The sequence below is a fragment of the Marinobacter sp. genome (assembly GCF_014859525.1).
In the GTDB taxonomy this organism is placed as follows: Bacteria; Pseudomonadota; Gammaproteobacteria; order Pseudomonadales; family Oleiphilaceae; genus Marinobacter.
Genome location: NZ_JACUUB010000037.1, coordinates 1 through 19,307 on the forward strand (window position 1 = coordinate 1; position 19,307 = coordinate 19,307).

The window sequence follows — 19,307 nt, forward strand, 5'->3', positions numbered from 1 at the left end:
CTCTGAACTAAGCTCAAAGCTAACAGGCCGGAAAGCTCCGGATAACGTATACCTGTATAACAACACCATCCCATTAACCCATTCATCAAGGCACACCGCCGGGATCGGCGGCGTAACAGCAACGGGGACATTGCGTGAACTAACACGGTTCTATAACAAGCAAGAGTAAGCGAGGGGCCATCTATGAGCATCGTGCAGCACTTCAAAAACCGGTATGCATCCACTCAGGAGGAAGAATACTCCCTTGAGGAATACCTGGAGATCTGCAAAAAGGACCCAACAGCATACGCCACCGCTGCGGAGCGAATGCTGATTGCCATCGGCGAACCAGAACTGATCGACACCTCCCGTGACCCACGCCTGTCACGCATCTTTTCCAACAAAGTCATCAAACGTTACCCCGAATTTTCCGAGTTCTACGGCATGGAAGAAGCCGTGGAAAACATTGTGTCGTTCTTCCGCCACGCCGCCCAGGGCCTGGAAGAGAAGAAACAGATCCTGTACCTGCTCGGCCCGGTCGGCGGCGGCAAATCGTCCCTGGCCGAAAAGCTCAAGGCGCTGATGCAGAAAGTGCCCTTCTACGCCATCAAGGATTCACCGCTCAACGAAAGCCCGCTGGGCCTGTTTGACCCGGATGAAGACGGCCCGATTCTGGAAGAAGAGTTCGGCATTCCGGGCAGATACCTGAAAAACATCATGTCGCCCTGGGCGGTGAAACGGCTGCACGAATTCGGCGGTGACATCAGCCAGTTCCGGGTGGTCAAACGCTACCCCTCGGTGCTCGACCAGATCGGCGTCTCCAAGACCGAGCCTGGCGACGACAACAACCAGGACATCTCGGCGCTGGTGGGCAAGGTCAACATCCGCATGCTGGAAGACTATTCCCAGGATGACCCGGACGCCTACAGTTTCAGCGGCGGCCTGTGCAAAGCCAACCAGGGCCTGATGGAGTTTGTGGAGATGTTCAAGGCGCCGATCAAGGTGCTGCATCCATTGCTGACCGCTACCCAGGAAGGCAACTACAACACCACCGAAGGCATGGGCTCGGTGCCCTTTGATGGCGTGATTCTGGCCCACTCCAACGAATCCGAGTGGCAGACCTTCCGCAACAACAAGCACAACGAAGCGTTCCTTGACCGGGTCTATATCGTCAAGGTGCCCTACTGTGTGCGGGTGTCCGAAGAGATCGAGATTTACCGCAAACTGTTAAAAAACAGTTCACTGTCGGGCGCGCCCTGCGCGCCGGATACGCTGGACATGCTGGCCCAGTTCTCGGTGTTGTCGCGCATCAAGGAGCCGGAAAACTCCAGCATTTTCTCAAAGATGAAGGTGTACGACGGCCAGAGCATCAAAGACACCGACCCGAAAGCCAAATCCATCCAGGAATACCGGGATGCTGCCGGTGTGATGGAGGGCATGGACGGTCTGTCTACACGATTCGCCTTCAAGATCCTGTCAAAAGTGTTCAACTTCGACACCACCGAAATCGCTGCCAATCCGGTACACCTGCTGTACGTGCTGGAGAAGCAGATCGAACAGGAGCAGTACGCCCCGGAAACCCAGGAGCGCTACCTGCGGTTCATCAAAGAGTATCTGGCTCCCCACTATGTCCAGTTTATTGGTAAGGAAATCCAGACCGCATACCTGGAAAGCTACAGCGAATACGGCCAGAATCTGTTCGACCGTTACGTGACCTATGCCGACCTGTGGATTCAGGATCAGGAATTCCGGGATCCGGAAACCGGGGAGATTCTGGACCGAGCCTCCATCAACGACGAACTGGAAAAGATCGAGAAACCCGCCGGCATCAGCAATCCCAAGGACTTCCGCAACGAAGTGGTCAACTTTGTGCTGCGAGCCCGAGCCAACAACCAGGGTCAAAACCCGAGTTGGCTCAGTTATGAGAAACTGCGCAGCGTGATCGAGAAGAAGATGTTCTCGAACACTGAAGACCTGCTGCCGGTGATTTCCTTCAACCCGAAAGCCAGCCAGGAAGACCAGAACAAGCACAAGCAGTTTGTGGAACGCATGGTCGAACGTGGGTACACCGAGAAACAGGTCCGCTTGCTCGCCGAGTGGTATCTGCGTGTGCGTAAATCCCATTAACCGCCAGCGGGAGCAGTAATATGGGTATGACCCACATCGTTGACCGGCGCCTGAATGGCAAGAACAAAAGCGCAGTTAACCGGGAGCGGTTCCTGCGCCGTTACCGCCATCACATCAAGAAGGCGGTATCTGAAGCCGTTCAAAAACGCTCAATTACCGATATCGAACGTGGTGAGAAGGTCAGTATTCCGGCCCGGGATATACAGGAACCCACTTTTCACCACGGCCCCGGTGGTCGCCGGGAAGTGGTGCACCCCGGCAACCAGGAATGGGTAGCCGGCGACACCATTGCCAAGCCCGAGGGCGGCGGTGGTCAGGGTCAGGGACAAGGCCAGGCCAGCCCGGACGGCGAAGGCATGGATGAGTTCGCTTTTCAGATCACTCAGGAGGAATTTCTGGAGTTCCTGTTTGATGATCTGGAACTGCCCAATCTGGCCCGCAAAAAACTCAAAGACACCGAAGCTTTCAGCTACGTGCGTGCCGGCTTCACCAGCCAGGGCGTGCCCGCCAAGCTGGACGTGGTGCGTTCACTGCGGGGCGCACACGCTCGCAGACTGGGTCTGGGCGGTGCCCGTAAAAAGAAAATCAAAGATCTGGAAAGCCAATTGGCAGCGCTGAGAACCGCGCCGGATGATCTCGATCCTGCGTTCAGTCACGCAGACCAGATCAAGGTTCTGGAAGAGGAAATCGCCCGGCTCAAGGCCAACGTTAAACGCATTCCCTTTATCGACGAGATCGATCTGCGTTACCGCCAGCACCGGAAGCAACCCAAACCGGCCACCAGCGCTGTCATGTTTTGCCTGATGGACGTGTCTGGCTCGATGACCCAGATGCACAAAGACATCGCCAAGCGCTTCTTTATTCTCCTTTACCTGTTCCTGAAGAAGAATTACAAGAAGATCGAGGTGGTGTTCATCCGCCACCACACCAGCGCCAAGGAAGTCGACGAAGAGGAGTTTTTCTATTCCCGGGAAACTGGCGGCACCATTGTTTCCAGTGCCCTGAAGCTGATGCACCGGATCATTGAATCGCGTTATTCCCCGGCCGAATGGAACATCTACGCCGCCCAGGCTTCAGACGGTGACAACTGGAACGATGACTCCCCGGTGTGCAGCAAGCTGCTGGCCGACAGCATTCTGCCGCTGGTGCAGTATTATTCCTATATCGAGATCACGCCCCAGGATCACCAGATGCTCTGGTACGAATACGAAAAGATCATGGCGCAGTTTCCCCAGAGTTTTGCCATGCAACAGCTCGCAGACCCTGGCGACATTTACCCGGTATTCCGACAGTTGTTCGAGAGGAAAGTGGCATGAGCGGCCTGATTGATCGCCCGAACGCACCGGAAAGCGAACAACCCAAGGCAGGAACGCCCATTTCTACCAGTTCGGAATGGACCTTCGAGCTGATCCAGAAGTACGACGAGGAAATCGCCAAATGCGCCGCCGAGTTTGGCCTCGACACCTACCCCAATCAGGTGGAGGTGATCACCGCCGAGCAGATGATGGATGCCTACAGCTCGGTCGGCATGCCGGTGGGCTATCACCACTGGTCGTTTGGCAAGCAGTTCTTGCAGACCTCCAAGGGTTACCAGCGCGGGCAAATGGGGCTGGCCTACGAGATTGTGATCAACTCCAACCCCTGCATTGCCTACCTGATGGAAGAAAACACCCTGCCCATGCAGGCGCTGGTGATTGCCCACGCGAGCTATGGCCATAACTCGTTTTTCAAAGGCAATTATCTGTTCCGCACCTGGACCGACGCCAGCGCTATCATTGATTACCTGGTGTTTGCCCGGAACTATGTCTCCGAGTGCGAAGAACGCCACGGCGTGGACGCGGTGGAGCAGATCCTCGACTCCTGCCATGCGCTGATGAATTACGGCGTGGACCGCTATAAGCGCCCCTCTCCCATCTCAGCTGCGGAAGAAGTTCTGCGCCAAAAAGAACGAGAGGAGTACCAACAACGCCGAATCAACGATTTGTGGCGCACGATTCCGAAACCGGAGGAAGATAACGATCCGGTCAAGCGCAACCCCCGCTACCCTCCGGAGCCCCAGGAAAACCTGCTCTACTTCATCGAGAAGAACGCGCCTCTGCTGGAAACCTGGCAGCGAGAGCTGGTGCGAATTGTGCGCAAGCTGGCCCAGTATTTTTACCCGCAGCGTCAAACCCAGGTGATGAACGAAGGCTGGGCGACGTTCTGGCACTACACCCTGTTACACCGTATGTACGAGAAAGGTCTGGTGACCGACGGTTTCATGCTGGAATTCCTGCAAAGTCATACCGCCGTGGTGTACCAGCCACCGTTCAACAGCCCCTGGTATTCCGGCCTTAACCCTTACACACTGGGCTTTTCCATTTTCACCGACCTGCGCCGTATCTGCGAAACCCCCACCGAGGAAGACCGGGCGTGGTTCCCGGATATTGCCGGCAAAGACTGGCTGGAAACCCTGCACTTCGCCATGCACAACTTCAAGGATGAGAGTTTTATCCAGCAGTTCCTGTCACCCAAGGTGATGCGAGACCTCAAACTCTTCGCCATCGAGAACGATGACCAGGAAGACCACTACACCGTGACCGCCATCCACGACGACCCGGGGTACCGGGTGCTGCGGGAGAAACTGGCACGGCAGTACAACCTCAGTTACCGGGAACCGAACATACAGGTTTGGAATGTCGACATCCGGGGCGATCGCTCCCTGACCCTGCGCCACATCCCCGTGGACCGAGTGCCGCTGGGCAAAGAGACAGACGAGGTGCTCAAGCATGCCCACCGGCTGTGGGGCTTTGATGTGCACCTGGAGAGCGTGGATAACGGCACAGTGGTTGAGGAACATCACTGCCCGCCGAAAATCGAGGGGGAGGAGTGACCGACAGGGCCACTCCTTTTTATTGCATCAGGCTTTAACGGACGGCAACCCTGACAACGCCATGGCCAGTTCCTGATCATCGTATTCGTGATCACTCAACTCGCCAGCAAAGTACGACGTGTACGCGGCCATATCGAAGTGGCCGTGGCCGCACAGGTTAAAGAGAATGACCTCCTCTTTGCCCTCTCGCTTGCAACGCAACGCTTCATCAATCGCGCCCTTAACCGCATGATTGGCCTCCGGGGCCGGCACGATGCCTTCGTTACGGGCAAACAGCACACCCGCCTCAAAGCACTCGCGCTGGGTGTAAGAGACGGCCTCAAACAATCCCAACTCCTTGGCATGTGACACCATCGGCGCCATGCCGTGGTAACGCAAGCCCCCGGCATGGAAACCGGGCGGTGTGAAGCCGGAACCCAGGGTATGCATCTTGGTCAGCGGCGTCATCTGAGCCGTATCGCCATAATCGTAAGCGTACTTGCCCCGGGTCAACGTTGGGCAGGCGGAAGGTTCTACCGCAACAATCCGGGGATTTTCACCACCGCGCAGGGCATGACCCATGAACGGAAAGGCGATGCCCGCAAAATTCGAACCGCCACCGGTACAGCCCACGATTACATCCGGCCAGCAATCGGCCATTTCCATCTGCTTCATGCTCTCCAACCCGATTACGGTCTGGTGCAGGAGCACATGGTTCAGCACCGAACCCAGCGCATACTTGGTTTTCGGGTCTTTGACCGCCAGCTCTACCGCCTCAGAAATAGCGATTCCCAGACTGCCGGTATGGCTCGGATTCTCCGCCAGAACCTTGCGACCGAATTCGGTGAGGTTGGACGGCGACGCCACGCAGTTGGCACCGTAGGTTTCCATGACCGCCCGGCGGTAAGGTTTCTGGTCGTAGGAGACACGAACCTGGAAGACAGTGACGTCTATGTCGAACAGCGAACCGGCGAACGACAGGGATGTACCCCACTGGCCAGCACCGGTCTCTGTGGTGAGGGTGCGTATACCGGCTTCCCGGTTGAAAAACGCCTGGGGAATGGCGGAATTCGGTTTGTGGCTGCCTGCGGGACTGCCACCTTCGTACTTGTAAAAAATCTTCGCCGGTGTACCCAGAGCTTTCTCGAGCCGATGGGCGCGAAACATCGGCGCCGGCCGCCACATGCGGTAGACATCACGCACGGGCTCAGGAATCTCGACTTCCCGCTCTGTAGTCACTTCCTGTTCAATCAACGCCGGCGGGAACAGCGGCTCCAGGTCTGCCGGCCCAACAGGTTGTTGGGTAACCGGATGCAACACCGCGGGCAGAGGCTTGGCAAAATCCGCCTGCAGGTTGTACCAGTACTTCGGCATCTGGTCTTCTTCAAGGAGAAACTTCGTTTGCATAGTGTCGATTACCCCAAGTTATTCTTTTTCAAGAGCGTCAGAATACCCATTCAAGGCCCGCATAAAAAGTTCTTCCGGCGCCGGGTTCAAAGTAGCCTCTGTCCTCAATAGCCCGGTCTGCATTGGCATTGATGCGCACGTTGCTGAAGTAATCCTCATCCAGCGCATTGCGCACGCCGGCATAAAGGTTGAGGGTCTGATTACCCAGGCGCAGGGAGTCTCCGGCCCGGGCGCCCAGCAACCAGTAATCGCTGACTTTGGTCTGGTTGCTGTTCTCGGCATAGAAGCTGCCAACGTACTGCCATTCCAGCGCCGCAAACCGACCTGCCATGCCCTGCCATTCCAATTCCGATACCCAAAGCGTGCCGGGGAGGCCGGGAATCTCATTGCCATCGGCGTCATTACCCTGCTCGTCTGTGAAATCGCGCAGCTCGTAGTCTGCCAGAGTCAGTGCAGTCGTCATGCGCCAGGCGTAAGAGATATCCCAACCCAAGCCCAATTCAACGCCATTGCGCCGGGTTTCACCAGCGTTTTCATAGAAGGTACGGCCGCCAAGCTCATAGGGCAGGATTTCGTCTTTCACTCGGATTGAAAATAGCGCCAGATCATAACTGACCGAGTTGCCCCACAAGCCACGAACGCCAATCTCCCGGTTGAGGGCCTTTTGCGGCTCCACATCCGGGTTAAAGCCGCCGGCACCAGAGGGATTGGCAAATTCGGTAAAGGTGGGCGATTCAAACGCCGTACCAACGGTGGCGTATGCCTGATGCCGGGGTGCCAGGCGATAACTCACGCCGACCACACCACTGACCTCCCGGAAAGTCCGGCTACCAGAATCATCACCGTCCTCAAGCCGTTCATCATCGACTGACAGCCGCAAATGATCCCAGCGGGTCCCGAGTGAAAAATTCAACCGATCCGTCAGCGCCAGATCCCCTTGAGCAAATACAGCCACGTTTGTCGCATTCTGGGTTTCCGCCTGGGTTTGCGCGGTAATCTCGCCCATGGGAGACACCCGGTAGCGCCGGCGGTCATCCGACTGCCGATGGACATCCGCGCCGGTCACCCAGGTCAAAGCTCGCCCGGCCAGCTCGGAACCTTGCTGGTACTGGGAACTGATGCCATAAAAATGACGATCGTAGGCCACGCGGCTGGCGCCGGGGAAAGGCAACTGCTGGGCGAAATCCCGATGGCTGTAAAAGGTATTCACCGTTACCTCGCCGGGTAGTGCAGAGGCATCCCGGTACTGCAACCCCAGAGTTTGCTGATTCACCGTCTGGCCGCTATCCAGGCGCTTGGCCATAAAGGTGGCCTGGTCCGGATCTTCCTGTACCTGGGCCAGCGTGAGACCGCCCGGGTCCTGGGCTTTCGGATTATGCAAAGCGTTGAAGGTGGCTGTCAGCTCGCGCCCTGTGTCCAGTTCATGGGAGACCCGGGCGTTGAACAGGCCCTTTTCCGCCTCACTCTGTTCCCGATGGCCGTTTACGTTCATCCAGGATAGCGTTGCAATGGCACTGGTATCGCCCCGCACGCCATTACCCTGAATGGCGGCCTTGCGGTAATCATCACTGCCGCCATCAAGGCGCAACCGGGCGCCGGGTGGCAGATCATCGCCACGGGCGGTAGTGATATCCAGCACGCCGCCGGCCGCATTGCCATACTGCACCGAAGACGGGCCCCGAATAACCTCAATGCGCTGGGCGGAATCCAGATCAATGGCATCGATCTGCGACTGGCCATCCGGCAAGGTGTAGGGAATGCCGTCCACCTGAATGCGAATACCGCGAATACCGAAGGGTGCGCGGGCCCCAAAGCCACGGGTAGACAGCCTCAGGTTCTGGGCAAAATTGTACCGGTTCTGAAAAAACAGGCCCGGCACGGTATTGAGGGATTCATCAAGCTGCAGGCGCTGCTGACCCTGGCGGATAGCGGGAGCATCCACAACAGAAACCGCTGCAGGTGTCTGATACAAATCCCGCACCAAACGCGGAGCCGATACCTCCAGTACCAGCTCATCTGGCGACGAACCAGAAGGCTGGGCGTAAGCCGGGCTGGCAATGACCAGGCTGCTGCCCAACAGTGCCACAATACGAGGTGTATTCTTCATTACTTGATCTCCTCATTGCCTTTCACCCATGAGTTACGGGCAATGACGGAATTCGTATTGGATCCGCGTGCCCCAGGCACCATTCCAATACAAAAAATACATAAATAAAACTGTCACTTACCGGCGGATAACCAGAACTTTGGCACTACAACTTGAGGCCTACTTTTTATCCAGTGAAGACTTCGGAATCACCATGCGCCCATACACCGCCAGCAAGAACCCGATAGGGAACATAAGCACGCCGTATACGGCAGCAGGAATGGACATCGCGCTGGATTCCAGCAGCGTCAGGGTAACCATCAGGCCAATGGTCGCGTTCTTGACGCCCAGCTCAACCGCCACAGCCAGTGACTCCCTCTGAGTCAGGCCTGCTACCCGCCCGGCAAGCAGACCCAGAACAATGCCCACCACATTGAGCATGATGGTTGAAGGGCCGGCCTGTTTCAGCAAATCGCCAATCTGGTCACGCACACCGAACAGCAGGGCCACAATCAGAACCGCCAGCACCACGCCACCGAAAATGCTGACCACACTCTCGGCTTTGCGCGCCAGCTCTGGCTTGCGGGTGCGCACAATCATGCCAAGCGCCACCGGAAACAGCACGATACCCACCAGCATACCAATGGTCTTGCCCACCGGCAGCGAGATGTCTTCTGCCGTGCCCATGAAATGCTGCAGGGCCATGTTGGTAAACAAAGGCAGGGTAATGATGGTGATCAGACTGGCTACAACCGTCAAAACGATAGACAGGGCAATGTTACCCCGGGCCAGTAAAACGAACAGGTTGGATGTGGTGCCTCCGGGACACGAGGCAATAATCACCAGGCCTACCGCAATGGCAGGCGACACCCCAAACACATAGGCCAGCGCGAACGCGGCCAGAGGCATCAGAAAAATCTGGGCAATGGTGCCAACCACCATGCCACGGGGGTAAACCGCTACCTGGCGGAAATCCCTGACAGTCAGGGTCATCCCAATGCCGATCATGATAATAAAGAGCGCCACCGGCAAACCTGCCGAGATCAGCGGGCTGGATTCCACAAAACCTCCGTTGTTCATTGTTATTCGTTGTTTGCAGCAAGAAATTAGCACACTACCCGACAGATCGGCAGCGCCGGATGGCTACAGTGTGTAACTGCAAAATCATGCAAAAGCCAGAACAAAATGGGCGTTTTGATCGTGTGTTTACACCGTAATCAGTATACTTGCAGGTAACAATCAAAAAATGACTAAGTGACGGAGATACACAAGGAATGAAACGTCTCGGAACACTGGACGCATCCTGGTTAGCGGTAGAATCTGAAGACACCCCGATGCACGTGGGGAACCTGCAGATTTTTTCACTGCCGGAAGGCGCACCGGAAACTTTCCTGCGGGATATGGTCACCCGCATGAAAGAGGCGGGTGATGTGGCAGCACCCTGGGGATACAAGCTGGCCTGGTCCGGCTTTCTCGGGAGACTGGTGGCACCATCCTGGAAAACCGATAAGGATATCGATCTCGATTACCACGTACGGCACTCGGCCCTGCCCCGCCCCGGCGGCGAGCGAGAGCTTGGCATACTGGTGTCGCGCCTGCACTCTAACCCCCTGGATTTTGCCCGCCCGCTTTGGGAATGCCATGTTATTGAAGGGTTGGAAAACAATCGGTTTGCGCTGTACACCAAGATGCATCACTCGATGATTGATGGCATCAGCGGTGTGCGTCTGCTGCAAAGAGTGCTGACCACAGACCCTGACCGCATCAACATGCCACCGCCCTGGACGGTGCGCCCGGAGCGTCGCCGAGGCAGCAAGACAGATAAAGAAGCCAGTGTGCCGGCAGCGGTTTCACAGGCGATGGATGCCCTGAAACTTCAAGCCGATATGGCCCCGAGGTTGTGGCAGGCCGGCAACCGCCTGGTTCACTCGGTACGGCACCCGGAAGACGGCCTGACGGCACCCTTCACTGGCCCCGTGTCTTTGTTGAATCACCGGGTGACCGGCCAGCGCCGTTTCGCCACCCAACATTATCAGCTGGAACGGCTGAAAGCGCTGGCCCAAACCAGCGGCGGCTCACTGAATGACATTGTTCTGTACCTGTGCGGCACGGCTCTGCGCCGGTTCCTGCTTGAACAGGGCCAGCTTCCAGACATTCCGTTGACGGCGGGGATTCCGGTTAACATTCGCCCGGCGGACGATCAAGGCACCGGCACCCAAATCAGCTTCATGATTGCCTCCCTGGCAACGGACGAAGCAGACCCGCTAAACCGACTCCGGCAAATAAAGACGTCTACCCGACGGGCCAAGGAGCATCTGCAAAAACTGCCGAAGAGTGCACTGACCCAATACACCATGCTGCTGATGTCACCCTATATCCTGCAGCTGATGTCTGGCCTGGGCGGGCGCATGCGGCCCGTGTTTAATGTGACAATTTCCAATGTCCCGGGGCCGGAACGAACACTTTACTATGAAGGGGCAAAGCTCGAAGCCATGTATCCGGTATCATTGATTGCCCACGGCGGGGCCCTGAACATTACCTGCCTGAGCTATTCCGGGTCACTGAACTTCGGTTACACCGGCTGCCGCGACACTCTGCCCAGCATGCAGAGGCTGGCGGTGTATACCGGAGAAGCACTGGATGAGCTGGAAAGCCTGATCCTGCCTCCGCCCGCCAAGACAACAAAGGCCAAACCTCAGAGAAGCCGGAAAGCACCGAAGGCTACGGGCACGAAAAGCCAAAGCTGACCTGATGGCATTCGGCGCCCACGCTAATCCGGGGCCTGAAGGCCATCCTGCACTACGGCCGGATCGGTGAGTTCGATCCGGCTGGTAATCATTCTACGCAACCTCTCACCTACACTTGCGAAAAGCCCCGACAGTATATCATCCTCAAAATAGACATCGCCGGCCCAGAATCCCTACACTCGGCGGTAGAGAGAATGAACACCACAAAAACAACATGCATAAAGAGAAGCGCATTATGTCCGAACAACGCTCCATTCCATCAAAGAAAGACAAGGTCAGTGAACAGGAGTGGCAACTTCGGGTTGACCTTGCGGCGGCCTATCGCCTGGTGGCACTCCACGGTTGGGACGACCTTATTTTTACTCACATCTCCGCGCGAATACCAGGCAATGAACACCACTTCCTGATCAATCCCTATGGAATGATGTTCGAGGAAATCACCGCCTCTAGCCTGGTGCGTGTTGATCAGGACGGCAACAAGATCGACTCTGACGATTTCGATATCAACCCGGCCGGCTTCACCATCCACAGCGCCATTCATGCCGTGCGAGAAGATGCATCCTGTGTAATGCACTTGCACACTGCCGATGGCATTGCGGTATCGGCGCAGCAAGATGGCCTGCTGCCTCTTTCCCAACAAAGTCTGTTTGCGCTGGCCAGCCTGTCCTACCACGATTATGAGGGCGTTGCCCTTCGGGAGGACGAAAAAGCGCGCCTGCAACGTGATCTGGGCGACACAAATTTCATGATCCTGCGCAACCACGGCCTGCTGACCACCGGCACCAGCGTTGCCGATGCCTTTCTAGCCATGTATATCCTGCAGACCTCGTGTCAGATTCAGGTCAAAGCACTCTCGGGCAACCGACCGCTCACACCCATTCCGCCCGGCATTGTCGATACCATTAAACAACAGGCCGAGCAGGTTACCAAAGGCCTTGGTGGCAAGCTGGCGTGGCCTGGGTTACTGCGCAAGCTCGACCGAATAGACCCGGGCTTCCGAGACTGACAGGAGTTCACATGCTTGCAAACCTTGGTCTTCTGGCAGGCCTGATTCTACTGATATTCATGGCGTTGCGCGGAATCAACATTCTGATCGCGGCCCTGGTGTCCAGCCTGATTGTTGCAGCAACAAACGGGTTGGGTTTATCGCCAACCCTGCTTGAGTACTTTCCGTTCGGCCCACTGGGTGCGTTCAGTTTTGCGGGCAAGTTTTTTATCTTGTTCCTCGCCGGTGCCATCTTCGGAAAAATGATGGCCTCCAGCGGTGCTGCGGGCTCCATAGCCAATGCCATTACTCGGAGCCTGGGCGCAAAACGCACCATACTGGTCACCATACTGGTGTGTGCGCTGCTGACCTATGGCGGCGTGGTTGTGTTCGTGGTGATTTTCACCATGTACCCGCTGGGCGTAGCACTTATGCGCGAAGCCAACCTGCCCAAGCGCCTGTTCTGCGGCGCCACTGCGTTGGGGGCTGGCACCTTTACCATGACAGCACTGCCCGGCACACCCTCTATCCACAACGTCATCGGAGCTTCCGCACTGGGCACAGACCTGTTTGCCGGCGCCCTGATCGGGCTGACCGCCGGCGTGGTTATGTTTGTGTTGGGACTGATGTACCTGGAGCGGCAATGGACCCGGGCCCGCGCAGCGGGAGAAGGCTACCAGGTGAATGCTCAGGATGAATACATGGAGAACATGGCGCCCGCGCTGCAACACGGCCCCAAGTGGCAGCACAGTATTATTCCGCTGGCACTGGTCCTGAGCACCATCATTATCCCAAGATTGCTGACCGCGCTTGGCATAGCCGATGGCGAGACGCCCTTGTTGGGAACGCTGATCGCCTTCGCCGGTAACGAGCCAATCGTCTGGCCCAGCTTTGCCCTGATGATTGGCGCTGGCAGCTGTGTGTTGCTGTTTCCTGGCTTCCGCAGCAAAGCCATGGAAAGCCTGAGCGTTGGCGCCAACGACGCCATCATGCCACTGCTCAACACCGCTGCGGTCATCGGTTTTGGCAGTGTAGTAACCCAAACCACGGGCTTTAACAGCTTTGCGCAGTGGGTGTTGGAGTTGCCGCTACCTCCGCTGCTATCTGCGTTTGCCTCGGTCAGCGTGGTCTCGGCGATTGTTGGTTCCGGGTCTGGCGGGCTGCAGATCTTTATGCAGACCTTTGCGGAAAAGTATCTTGCGATGGGCATTGAGCCCGAGACTCTGCATCGGATCGCCACCCTCGGTTCCGGCGGCATCGACTCACTGCCTCATTGCGGTGCCGTGATTGCCATGCTGACGATCATGGGGCTCAAACATAAAGAAGCCTACAAAGACATCTTTGTGGTGACCGTCGCCATTCCCGTGATCGCCACGCTGGTCGCCATTGGTGTGGCATCGGCAGTCTAGCCATTACAGGATCAGGCGCTGCGGCTGTTCCAATGGGCAGCGCCAACAAACACCATCTGCAAGAAGCGCGTCGTGCGCTTCCGCACCTGTCCCACCTGGTAGTCGTCATCGGCTGAAACACTGAGCAAGTCGGTCAGGCTGAACGCCACGGTACGCACGACCAGATCGCAGGTCAGATCCAGATCAGTATCACTGAGATGCTCCATCAAACGGAGCCGGCGTAAATCATTGGCCAGCTCACTTGCGAAGAATCGCATTTCACTGCGGATGCCTTCCTGAACGGCCCGGCTCTCGCCCGCCAACCCCTGCGCCATAAACAGAAAAAAACTGCGATTGGCCTGGGCGTGGGCCACGAAAATGGCTACCGACTCTTCAATCAGCTTGTCAGCCTGCAGAACGTTCGCTCGCGCTTCGCGCATCATCCGCCGCAACACCAGCCCCAGCTCGTCCACCAACTGCAAGCCGAGATCATCCACGCTGCGGAAGTGGCGATAAAAAGAGGTAGGTACCACCCCGGCCTGCCGGGTTATCTCCCGAATCCCCAAGCTGGCGAAATGCCGTCCCTTGCCCACCAGATCCAGCGCCGCGCTCATCAGTTTTTCACGGGTTTCACCAGGCCTGCGTCTTTGTTTATCTGTCATTTGTTTGCCCGTACCACGTTTATCCGGTTCACAAGTGTACACATTAGACCTAAGAAAAGTCCTGCCAGCTTGTCATTTTGAGCCAACACACAAAACAAAGATTGTTGAACTCATAATTGCTGTGTACAGTCGTACACATAAGTGAACACTTGTACACATCAGGTTAAACAAGTATCAACACATTCGGAGAAGACACCATGCTGGCACGCATCTCTAACACCAAAGCATTCCACTGGCTGGGCCGGCAGTTAATGAACCGGGACAACCCGGCTGCCTGGTTAGATCCACTGGCTACAACGATCAACCCAATGTGGGTACAAGAGTACACACCAGCTCGCGTTGAACGCATTATTGTGGAAACCAACGATACCAAAACCTTTGTACTGACGCCGGCAAAACGCTGGGCCGGGTTCCAGGCGGGGCAGCATGTGAACATCTGTACCGATGTGAACGGCATTCGCCGCACACGCACCTTCAGCCTCTCCAGCTCGCCTTTGCTTTGGGAACGCCAGGGAGAGATCACGCTGACCATCAAACGCCTGCCCGGCGGCCTGGTAACCAACTGGATGCACGACTCCCTGAAACAAGGCGATGTGATTGGCCTGACCGAAGCCTTCGGTGATTTTCAGATCCCGCAGCCTGCCAAACCCGCGCTTTACATTGCTGGCGGCAGCGGCATTACACCGATTTTGAGCCAACTCGAGACGATGGCCGCCGAAAACTATCGCGCATCCGTTGCCCTGCTCTACTTCGTGCGGACTCAGGATGACGTGATTGCCCGGGAAGCTCTGACCGCCCTGGCCGCCCGTTGGCCCGCGCTGTCACTGACGATCATCGCAACCCATGAGGGCAAAGAACCTCGCTACCTGAAAGACAGCGATCTGACACCGGTAACCGGTCTGCCAGTACGGGAAGTGTATCTGTGCGGCCCAAAAGGCCTGATGGACCTGGCCAATGATCTGCTGAGCCAGCGCGGTGTGAATGAGCAACAGATCCACAGCACTTTTTTTGCACCACCCGCTCAGGCTCAGCTGGACGGCGCCCAACTTGGTGGCGACGTCACTTTTACCACCAGCAATCTGAAAGTGGGTTCCGAGGGCGACGCCAACCTGCTGGAGATCGCCGAAGCTGCCGGCCTCCAGCCACAGCATGGTTGCCGCATGGGCATTTGCCATCAGTGCAGTTGCCGCAAAACCAGTGGCACCGTGGTTAACCGCCTTACCGGCAAAGTATCCGGCCCCGGTGAAGAGACCGTGCAACTGTGCGTTTCAGTTCCTCAGGGCCCTGTCGTACTGGACGTATAAACCAAAATTCAATGCTGCGACCAAACGGGTCGCAAGGAGCAAACCATGAAAAAACTGAACGATGATCAGTTGAACGAACTGCAGAAAGATCTGGACGCCATCCGTGACGAAGTGCTGGCCGACCTGGGTGAACGAGATGCCAACTACATCCGCAAGATTATTCGCCTGCACCGCACGCTGGAAATTGGTGGTCGGGTGATGATGCCCTTTGGCTTTATTCCCCCGGTTTTTGTGGCCGCTACTGCCAGCCTGGGTATTGCCAAGATTCTGGAGAACATGGAGATCGGCCACAATGTGATGCATGGCCAGTACGACTGGATGAACGACCCCAGCCTGAACTCTCAGACTTACGAGTGGGATACCGCTTGCTCCAGCGAATCCTGGCGCCGCACCCACAATTACGAACACCACACCTACACCAATATCATTGGTAAAGACCGGGATTACGGCTATGCGGTGTTGCGCCTGAGTGACGAAGAACGCTGGAAACCCAGGCATTCGCTGCAGTTTATTAACTATGTTCTGCTCAGCACCTTGTTCCAGTGGGGCGTGGGCTTGCACGAGCTGGAAACAGAGAAACTGACTCGCCGTGAAATCCGCCTGCGCGACAAGATCCCCTTCCTCAAAGATTTTGCCCGCAAGGGTGGTCGTCAGGCTTTCAAAGATTACGTGTTTTTTCCATTACTGACGTTGCCAGTAGCGCCAATTGTCTTGGCAGGTAACCTGGGCGCCAATCTGATCCGTAACCTGTGGGCGTCGACCGTGATTTTCTGTGGGCACTTCACCCAGGATGCGGAAACGTTCAGTGAAGAAGAATGCGAAGGCGAGAGCAAAGGCCATTGGTACTTACGCCAGTTGACGGGTTCATCCAACTTTACCGGCGGTAAATGGTTGCATGTGCTGAGCGGCCACCTGAGCTATCAGGTTGAGCATCACGTCTTCCCGGACCTACCGGCACACCGTTACCCGGAAATCTCGGAAAAGGTGCAGGCCGTGTGCAAAAAGCATGATATCCCCTACAACACCGGCACGTTTGCGAAGCAATACGGCACAGTGTTAAGCCGCATCGCCCGCTACTCCCTGCCAGATTCGCTGAGAACCCGACTGGAAGGCAAGCGCGAGCTTCAGGCAATCTGAAGCAAGCGCACCAACTGCGGCCGGTGATGGTCCTGGACCACATCGGCCAACGTGTATTGGTCAAGCGTCTCCAGAAAAGCCTTCAACGCCTGACTGAACATGCCTCTCAGACCGCACACTGGAGAAATCTTGCAGGCATTTTTCTCTGAGAAGCATTCAACGATGCTGAGATCCTGCTCGGTTTCACGAACCAACACACCGATGTTAATCTCATTCGGAGCCATGTGCAGTCGCATACCGCCCTTCTTACCCCGAACGGTTTCGATGTAGCCTTTCTTGTTAAGCTGATGCACCACTTTCATCAGATGGTTTTTTGAGATCTCGTAACTGTCTGCAATTTCCTGAATGGTTGCCAGCCGATCACCCCGTTCAGCCAGATAGATCAGCACCCTGAGCGAATAATCGGTATAGCGGGTGATGTGCATTCAATACTCCAAAGATACTCGTTACATTAATGGGAAGGCCGAGAGCGCGTGTGTTCTCGCTGATGTATACGCCAGAATCAGGAAACCGGTTTTGCCAGAAGGTGCTTTCATAACAACCGCACCAGAACAATTGATTACTGCATCTACTCTACCGCGAATCCGAGCGTGGGTCTGTCAGCGTGGCCGCCGATAAACGTCATCAACTTTACCTTGATTGATCAGACCAGCCGTTGACCGGAGCGTTCCCTCACACATTTCACCCGGGATTACCCCCCGAGAGGTATCGGATTGAAGTGGTTTATCTGTGATACTTTGACTATCCTATTAATCAAACAATTCACGATTCAAGACAGGGAAACCTGCCAATGCCGCAAGCCAAGCTGACCGACCGATTTGGCCGCACTGTCAATTATGTGCGCCTGTCGGTCACCGACCGTTGCGACTTCCGCTGTGTGTACTGCATGGCGGAGGACATGACCTTTCTACCCCGTCAGCAGGTGCTGACCTTGGAAGAAATCGCCCGGGTGGCACGTAATTTTGTTGCCCTGGGTACTGAAAAAATCCGCCTGACCGGTGGTGAACCGCTCGTTCGTAAAGACATCCTTGAGCTTGTTCGGGAAGTGGGCACTTACGGTTTGCGGGATTTCGCCATGACCACCAATGGCAGTCAGTTGCCGGTGATGGCAGAAAAACTGCGCCACGCGGGCCTGCATCGACTCAACATCAGCCTCGATTCACTGGACCGGGACAAGTTCCGCAACATCACCCGTACCGGCAATCTGGATCAGGTGCTGGACGGCATCGATGCCGCCCGGGACGCTGGTTTCCGGGGCATCAAGCTGAATACGGTGGTGATGAAAGGCCGTAACGATGAGGAGATTCCGGAACTGGTCGAATTTGCCCGTAAGAAGCAAGTGGACATCACGTTTATTGAAGAGATGCCGCTGGGTGAAATTTCCGAGCACGATCGCGGCTTGGCACTATGCACCAGCGATGAGGTGCGGGACATCATCCGTCAACACCACGAACTGATTCCGGCCACCAAGGATTCTGGCGGCCCCGCACGGTATTACCGGATGCAGGATAGCCCCACGCAAGTTGGATTTATCTCACCGCATTCCCACAATTTCTGCTCAACCTGTAATCGCGTTCGGGTAACCGTTGAGGGGCGGTTGTTGTTGTGCCTGGGCAATGAGCATTCGGTGGATCTGATGCGGGTGCTTCGGAGCCATCCGGTGACGGACGATAAGCTGCGGCAGACGATTATTGATGCGATGGATCTGAAGCCGGAGCGGCATCATTTTTCTGCCGATGGCGATGTTGAGATTCTGCGGTTTATGAATATGACCGGCGGTTAAGTTATTAGTCTCTGTGTTCGCCAGCCTTCAAGGTTTGGGGGGAGAGCCAGTGAGGGTAGTCCTTCCAAAAAACGCTCCTTCGGCACATCCCTGTGACGCTTGGGCTCCGCCATCCATGGCTCCGCACATTTTTGGAAGGACTACCCTCACCGGCTCTTTCGACCTCCTGAGTATCCGCCCTTAAATACATCCCTTGTTATGCACCAAGTCCTGACTGGCCATCCATAAAACCTTAGTGATTATTACGGTCACATGTCATGGGGTGGCTCAGCAGCCATATCGTCCTGGCCATGCATGTCGTGCCCATCCTGCATGCCACCCATACCGTCCATCCCATGCATCGCCATGCCGGCGTTCAGGTGGTCCAGGGTAATGTCGGCGAAGGCCAGTACCTGGCCGCCGTATTCTGCGGCGAAGTCGGTGGCTTCGGTTTCGGTTTCAAAAGACGCCAGGGTGGGGCCCATGGCGCCGGTGCGGTTGGAGCCAACGACGTACCAGGCTTCACGGGCGTCAATCAGGTGGGTGTCTGCCGGGTGGTCCCAGTGGGATTGCGCCATGTTGTGAACGTAGAGGGTGTGGTCGCGGTTGACGTTTTCGGGCTGGAGGAACCAGGCGAACATGTCTTTGGTTGAGCAGAATTTACGGGTGCGCTGTTCGCGTTCGGTGAACAGTTGCCCTTTTGGCCCCGGGAAGCCGGTGATCACCATGCCGCAGACGTGGCATTCGTCGCCGGATTCGAAGTGGACCGGGTCGGGTTTGGCCAGGGTTTGTGGTTCATCGCCGGAGCAGGCGGTGAGGGTGATCGCGGCCAGGGCGGCGATGAGCCATTTGCTGAAGGTTACGGTCATGGT

At 56.4% G+C, this 19,307-nt stretch carries 15 protein-coding genes; 9 read left to right on the forward strand and 6 right to left on the reverse strand.

Annotated features, from left to right (window positions below; genetic code table 11):
• Positions 1 to 183 precede the first annotated feature (183 nt).
• The 3 genes from IBX51_RS09235 to IBX51_RS09245 are packed head-to-tail and all read left to right on the forward strand — an operon-like array spanning position 184 to position 4,978.
• Positions 184 to 2,106, forward strand: coding sequence for a PrkA family serine protein kinase (locus IBX51_RS09235; RefSeq protein ID WP_291830885.1), 1,923 nt, complete (start codon positions 184 to 186; stop codon positions 2,104 to 2,106).
• Between the two features lie 26 nt (positions 2,107 to 2,132).
• Positions 2,133 to 3,422: a YeaH/YhbH family protein gene (locus IBX51_RS09240; RefSeq protein ID WP_291830908.1), complete on the forward strand. Its 1,290-nt coding sequence runs from the start codon at positions 2,133 to 2,135 to the stop codon at positions 3,420 to 3,422.
• Positions 3,419 to 4,978, forward strand: coding sequence for a SpoVR family protein (locus IBX51_RS09245; protein ID WP_291830886.1), 1,560 nt, complete (start codon positions 3,419 to 3,421; stop codon positions 4,976 to 4,978). The genes IBX51_RS09240 and IBX51_RS09245 overlap by 4 nt, the downstream gene beginning before the upstream one ends.
• A gap of 27 nt (positions 4,979 to 5,005) precedes the next feature.
• On the opposite strand, the gene IBX51_RS09250 is transcribed toward IBX51_RS09245, so the two are convergent.
• The 3 genes from IBX51_RS09250 to IBX51_RS09260 form a co-directional block, all read right to left on the reverse strand.
• The gene (locus IBX51_RS09250) at positions 5,006 to 6,364 is read right to left on the reverse strand and encodes a TrpB-like pyridoxal phosphate-dependent enzyme (RefSeq protein ID WP_291830887.1); all 1,359 of its coding nucleotides are present in this window, start codon (positions 6,362 to 6,364) and stop codon (positions 5,006 to 5,008) included.
• A gap of 37 nt (positions 6,365 to 6,401) precedes the next feature.
• Complete coding sequence (locus IBX51_RS09255; RefSeq protein WP_291830888.1) at positions 6,402 to 8,471, reverse strand: TonB-dependent receptor; 2,070 nt, start codon at positions 8,469 to 8,471, stop codon at positions 6,402 to 6,404.
• 159 nt (positions 8,472 to 8,630) lie between these two features.
• The gene (locus IBX51_RS09260) at positions 8,631 to 9,530 is read right to left on the reverse strand and encodes a bile acid:sodium symporter (protein ID WP_291830890.1); all 900 of its coding nucleotides are present in this window, start codon (positions 9,528 to 9,530) and stop codon (positions 8,631 to 8,633) included.
• A gap of 194 nt (positions 9,531 to 9,724) precedes the next feature.
• Here IBX51_RS09260 and IBX51_RS09265 point away from each other — a divergent pair, with 194 nt between their 5' ends.
• The 3 genes from IBX51_RS09265 (at position 9,725) to IBX51_RS09275 (ending at position 13,591) form a co-directional block, all read left to right on the forward strand.
• Positions 9,725 to 11,197, forward strand: a complete 1,473-nt coding sequence (locus tag IBX51_RS09265; protein ID WP_291830891.1) for a wax ester/triacylglycerol synthase family O-acyltransferase — start codon at positions 9,725 to 9,727, stop codon at positions 11,195 to 11,197.
• Positions 11,198 to 11,432: 235 nt separating this feature from the next.
• A complete protein-coding gene (locus tag IBX51_RS09270; RefSeq protein ID WP_291830892.1) occupies positions 11,433 to 12,203 on the forward strand; it encodes a class II aldolase/adducin family protein in 771 nt (256 codons plus the stop codon).
• A gap of 11 nt (positions 12,204 to 12,214) precedes the next feature.
• Complete coding sequence (locus tag IBX51_RS09275; RefSeq protein ID WP_291830893.1) at positions 12,215 to 13,591, forward strand: GntP family permease; 1,377 nt, start codon at positions 12,215 to 12,217, stop codon at positions 13,589 to 13,591.
• Positions 13,592 to 13,602: 11 nt separating this feature from the next.
• Here the strand turns inward: IBX51_RS09275 and IBX51_RS09280 are convergent, their stop codons facing one another.
• A complete protein-coding gene (locus IBX51_RS09280; RefSeq protein ID WP_291830894.1) occupies positions 13,603 to 14,232 on the reverse strand; it encodes a TetR family transcriptional regulator in 630 nt (209 codons plus the stop codon).
• Positions 14,233 to 14,429: 197 nt separating this feature from the next.
• Here IBX51_RS09280 and IBX51_RS09285 point away from each other — a divergent pair, with 197 nt between their 5' ends.
• Both IBX51_RS09285 and IBX51_RS09290 read left to right on the forward strand, forming a co-directional pair.
• Complete coding sequence (locus tag IBX51_RS09285; RefSeq protein ID WP_291830896.1) at positions 14,430 to 15,536, forward strand: ferredoxin reductase; 1,107 nt, start codon at positions 14,430 to 14,432, stop codon at positions 15,534 to 15,536.
• A 45-nt stretch (positions 15,537 to 15,581) separates the two neighbouring features.
• Positions 15,582 to 16,673, forward strand: a complete 1,092-nt coding sequence (locus IBX51_RS09290) for an acyl-CoA desaturase (RefSeq protein ID WP_291830897.1) — start codon at positions 15,582 to 15,584, stop codon at positions 16,671 to 16,673.
• On the opposite strand, the gene IBX51_RS09295 is transcribed toward IBX51_RS09290, so the two are convergent.
• The gene (locus IBX51_RS09295) at positions 16,661 to 17,098 is read right to left on the reverse strand and encodes an Rrf2 family transcriptional regulator (protein ID WP_291830898.1); all 438 of its coding nucleotides are present in this window, start codon (positions 17,096 to 17,098) and stop codon (positions 16,661 to 16,663) included. The two genes, IBX51_RS09290 and IBX51_RS09295, sit on opposite strands and share 13 nt — an antisense overlap.
• 365 nt (positions 17,099 to 17,463) lie before the next feature.
• On the opposite strand from IBX51_RS09295, the gene moaA reads away from it, so the two are divergent.
• Positions 17,464 to 18,456, forward strand: coding sequence for a GTP 3',8-cyclase MoaA (gene moaA, locus IBX51_RS09300; RefSeq protein ID WP_291830899.1), 993 nt, complete (start codon positions 17,464 to 17,466; stop codon positions 18,454 to 18,456).
• 248 nt (positions 18,457 to 18,704) lie between these two features.
• On the opposite strand, the gene IBX51_RS09305 is transcribed toward moaA, so the two are convergent.
• Positions 18,705 to 19,304 (reverse strand): nitrous oxide reductase accessory protein NosL, encoded by a 600-nt coding sequence (locus IBX51_RS09305; RefSeq protein ID WP_291830900.1) that lies wholly within the window; start codon positions 19,302 to 19,304, stop codon positions 18,705 to 18,707.
• Positions 19,305 to 19,307: the final 3 nt, after the last annotated feature.

Excerpts from the sequence above, each read along its gene's own strand:
- IBX51_RS09235 (WP_291830885.1), top strand. The coding sequence starts at position 184 with ATGAGCATCGTGCAGCACTTCAAAAACCGGTATGCATCCACTCAGGAG.
- IBX51_RS09240 (WP_291830908.1), top strand. The coding sequence starts at position 2,133 with ATGACCCACATCGTTGACCGGCGCCTGAATGGCAAGAACAAAAGCGCA.
- IBX51_RS09245 (WP_291830886.1), top strand. The coding sequence starts at position 3,419 with ATGAGCGGCCTGATTGATCGCCCGAACGCACCGGAAAGCGAACAACCC.
- IBX51_RS09250 (WP_291830887.1), bottom strand. The coding sequence starts at position 6,364 with ATGCAAACGAAGTTTCTCCTTGAAGAAGACCAGATGCCGAAGTACTGG.
- IBX51_RS09255 (WP_291830888.1), bottom strand. The coding sequence starts at position 8,471 with ATGAAGAATACACCTCGTATTGTGGCACTGTTGGGCAGCAGCCTGGTC.
- IBX51_RS09260 (WP_291830890.1), bottom strand. The coding sequence starts at position 9,530 with ATGAACAACGGAGGTTTTGTGGAATCCAGCCCGCTGATCTCGGCAGGT.
- IBX51_RS09265 (WP_291830891.1), top strand. The coding sequence starts at position 9,725 with ATGAAACGTCTCGGAACACTGGACGCATCCTGGTTAGCGGTAGAATCT.
- IBX51_RS09270 (WP_291830892.1), top strand. The coding sequence starts at position 11,433 with ATGTCCGAACAACGCTCCATTCCATCAAAGAAAGACAAGGTCAGTGAA.
- IBX51_RS09275 (WP_291830893.1), top strand. The coding sequence starts at position 12,215 with ATGCTTGCAAACCTTGGTCTTCTGGCAGGCCTGATTCTACTGATATTC.
- IBX51_RS09280 (WP_291830894.1), bottom strand. The coding sequence starts at position 14,232 with ATGACAGATAAACAAAGACGCAGGCCTGGTGAAACCCGTGAAAAACTG.
- IBX51_RS09285 (WP_291830896.1), top strand. The coding sequence starts at position 14,430 with ATGCTGGCACGCATCTCTAACACCAAAGCATTCCACTGGCTGGGCCGG.
- IBX51_RS09290 (WP_291830897.1), top strand. The coding sequence starts at position 15,582 with ATGAAAAAACTGAACGATGATCAGTTGAACGAACTGCAGAAAGATCTG.
- IBX51_RS09295 (WP_291830898.1), bottom strand. The coding sequence starts at position 17,098 with ATGCACATCACCCGCTATACCGATTATTCGCTCAGGGTGCTGATCTAT.
- moaA (WP_291830899.1), top strand. The coding sequence starts at position 17,464 with ATGCCGCAAGCCAAGCTGACCGACCGATTTGGCCGCACTGTCAATTAT.
- IBX51_RS09305 (WP_291830900.1), bottom strand. The coding sequence starts at position 19,304 with ATGACCGTAACCTTCAGCAAATGGCTCATCGCCGCCCTGGCCGCGATC.